This is a genomic window from uncultured Lutibacter sp., from assembly GCF_937891065.1.
GTDB lineage: Bacteria > Bacteroidota > Bacteroidia > Flavobacteriales > Flavobacteriaceae > Lutibacter.
In genome coordinates, this window is sequence record NZ_CALAEQ010000267.1 from 1 (window position 1) to 2,829 (window position 2,829).

3 protein-coding genes are annotated in these 2,829 nt (G+C 30.4%); all 3 read right to left on the bottom strand.

What is annotated here, in order from left to right:
• Positions 1–419 (bottom strand): AI-2E family transporter (locus Q0352_RS14125; RefSeq protein WP_299528626.1); only part of this gene is annotated, 419 nt, incomplete at its 3' end.
• A gap of 59 nt (positions 420–478) precedes the next feature.
• Positions 479–2,182 carry a gamma-glutamyltransferase gene (ggt, locus tag Q0352_RS14130; protein WP_299528629.1) on the bottom strand — a complete coding sequence of 568 codons (1,704 nt, stop codon included), beginning with the start codon at positions 2,180–2,182 and terminating at the stop codon, positions 479–481.
• Positions 2,179–2,772 carry an ACP phosphodiesterase gene (locus Q0352_RS14135; RefSeq protein ID WP_299528632.1) on the bottom strand — a complete coding sequence of 198 codons (594 nt, stop codon included), beginning with the start codon at positions 2,770–2,772 and terminating at the stop codon, positions 2,179–2,181. The genes ggt and Q0352_RS14135 overlap by 4 nt, the downstream gene beginning before the upstream one ends.
• Positions 2,773–2,829: the final 57 nt, after the last annotated feature.

A 2,829-nucleotide genomic window follows, 5' to 3' on the forward strand; every position in this document is an offset into this window, starting at 1 on the left:
GCAGTTACATTTTTAAATAAATCGGAATGTTTTAATTCATTTAAAATATCAATATTGTGTGCTAAAAAATAATTATTTATTTGAGATATCAAATTTTGAATATTGGACTGAAGTTGCTCAATATTTAATAATGATAAATTTTCACCTTGCTTTACTATTAGTGGAATAAACATGCTTATTAATCCAGATAAAACTCCTAAAAAAAGGAACATTGTTGTTAGTACAGCCAAGGTATTTGGAAATTTTAATTTACGTTTTAAGAAACCAATAATTGGACTTCCAATTAGTGAAATCACTGCAGCAATTGCAATATAAACTATAATTGTTTGAATGCTAAACAAAAAATAGAGCAGTACTAAAACACCAATAATTATGGCTATAGCTTTTAATATTCCGTTTGTAATAGTGTTTGAAGTCATTTTTTAAAATGTTTAAGCGTTTATTTGTTGAAAGGTATAAAATTACTTAATATTTCTAATTAAAACCCAACAGCTTTATCATCACCTCTATAATCAGCACCACCTTCTAATTTTCCATTTGGTAATACTAAAATAGCATCTACTTTTCCTAATATTCTTGAATTTTCTTGATTTATTTTATATCCTTTTTCTTGTAATTTTTGTACTAAGATACTATCAAAACCTTTAGGTTCAAATGTAACTACGTCAGGTAACCATTGATGATGAAATCTTGGAGCGTCTACGGCTTCTTGCATTCCTAAATTAAATTCATAAACATTTAAAACGGTTTGCATTACTGAAGTAATAATAGTTGAGCCTCCCGGTGAACCCACAGTCATAAATAATTTATTATTTTTTTCAACAATTGTGGGTGTCATAGAGCTTAACATTCTCTTTTCTGGCCTAATTGAATTTGCTTCTGCCCCAATTAGCCCAAACATATTAGGTTCTCCAGGTTTAGAACTAAAATCGTCCATTTCATTATTTAAAAAGAAACCGCCTTCAGAAACATATACTTTTGACCCATAAGCGCCATTTAACGTAGTTGTTACAGAAACGGCATTTCCATAACTATCTACAATTGAATAATGCGTGGTTTCATCACTTTCATAACCCACAATATTTCCGTGTGAAATTGAAGAAGATAAAGTTGCTTTATCCCAAGAGAAATCTTTCATTCTTTTTTGAACATATTCACTTGAAATTAGAGTGTCAATTGGAATTTTAATAAAATCTGGATCCCCTAAATAATAGGATCTATCAGCATACGCTCTTCGTTCAGCTTCTGTTATAAGTTGTATTGCTTCAACTGAATTGTGTCCGAACGAAGCAATATCATAAGGCTCAATTGCTTTAAATATTTGGGCATTACAAATTCCGCCACTTGAAGGAGGCGACATTGAAATTATTTTTAAATCTTTATAGGTAAACACTATTGGGTTTCGCCATTGAGATTCATAGTTTTCTAAATCTACTTTTGTTATAATACCACCTAGTTTTTGAACATAATTTACAAGTATTTCAGCTGTTTCACCTTTGTAAAAACCATCTCTTCCTTGTGTCTTTATTCGTTCAAAAGTTTTAGCTAAATTAGGATATTTAATAGTGTCTCCTTCCTTCCAATCGGCATCAAAAACAATCTGATGATCATTAACTTCTGTGAAAAGATGACGGTAATTATTCAATCTTTTTGCCTGTTTTTCTGTAACAATAACACCTTTATTCGCTAAGTCAATTGCTGGTTGTATTAATTCTGAAAATGGAATAGTTCCAAATTTCTCATGCACTTTAAACAATCCATCAATAGTTCCAGGAACACCAACTGCCATTGCTCCTAAAGTGCTTTTTCCTTCAATAATATTTCCGTTTTCATCTAAATACATATCTTTTGATGCTGCAAGTGGTGCTTTTTCTCTATAATCTAAAGCGCCAGTTTTACCATCGTTTGTTCTGTAAACCATAAATCCACCTCCACCAATATTTCCTGCAAATGGAAAAGCAACAGTTAAAGCTAAATCAGTTGCAATCATAGCGTCAAAGGCATTACCACCATTTTGCATAATTATAGTTCCTATTTTAGAAGCTTCTTCACGAGCACTCACCACCATTGCGCTATCAGCTAAAAAACCAAGGTTTTTGTTATTTGGTGTTTTTTCTGTTGAATTTTCTTTGCATTGTATAAATAAGAAAACTATTGAAAGGGATAGGATAAGTTTTTTCATATTGAAAGTAGTGATGTTGTTTTTTCTTCAGTAAATTGTTCTAATTCTTTAAAAAATGAAGTGAAATCTTCTTCAAACTCTTTATAATATAATTTTAAATCTTCAATGGCTAAATCCATTTTTGAAATTCCTTTGGTTCGTTTATTCATTCCTTCTAAAATTTTACCAATTCCTTCAATTGAGGCATAAGCTACTAACCAATTATATTCAATCATATAAGGAAGTATATTTTGAATCCTGACGGGCAAAATTTGAATGTTTTTTTGAAAAAATAGGTACACATTTTCAGCATAATTTTCAAGAGGAATTTCAGAATATTGATGCCAGTTTTTCGCTAAATAATGATCGTAAAGTATATCAATAATAACACCGTTGTAATGACCATAGCGTTCTTGTAAACGTCGCTTGCTTTTTCTTACAATTGGATGATTATCAGTATAAGTATCAATTTCACGGTGCAGTAAAATACCTGCTTTAATTTCAGTTGGGTATTCATTAAATTTTTTCCCCTTCACAGCATCTGCAATAAAGTTTCCTATGAGAATATTTTTATTGTTTTTGGATAGATATAAGTGGGCTAAAAAATTCATGAAATTTGTTTAAACAATGATACAAAAAAATCCGCCATTGGCGGATTTTAATGTTTG

Coding starts and splice junctions, on each gene's coding strand:
- Q0352_RS14135 (WP_299528632.1), bottom strand. CDS start 2,772: ATGAATTTTTTAGCCCACTTATATCTATCCAAAAACAATAAAAATATT.
- ggt (WP_299528629.1), bottom strand. CDS start 2,182: ATGAAAAAACTTATCCTATCCCTTTCAATAGTTTTCTTATTTATACAA.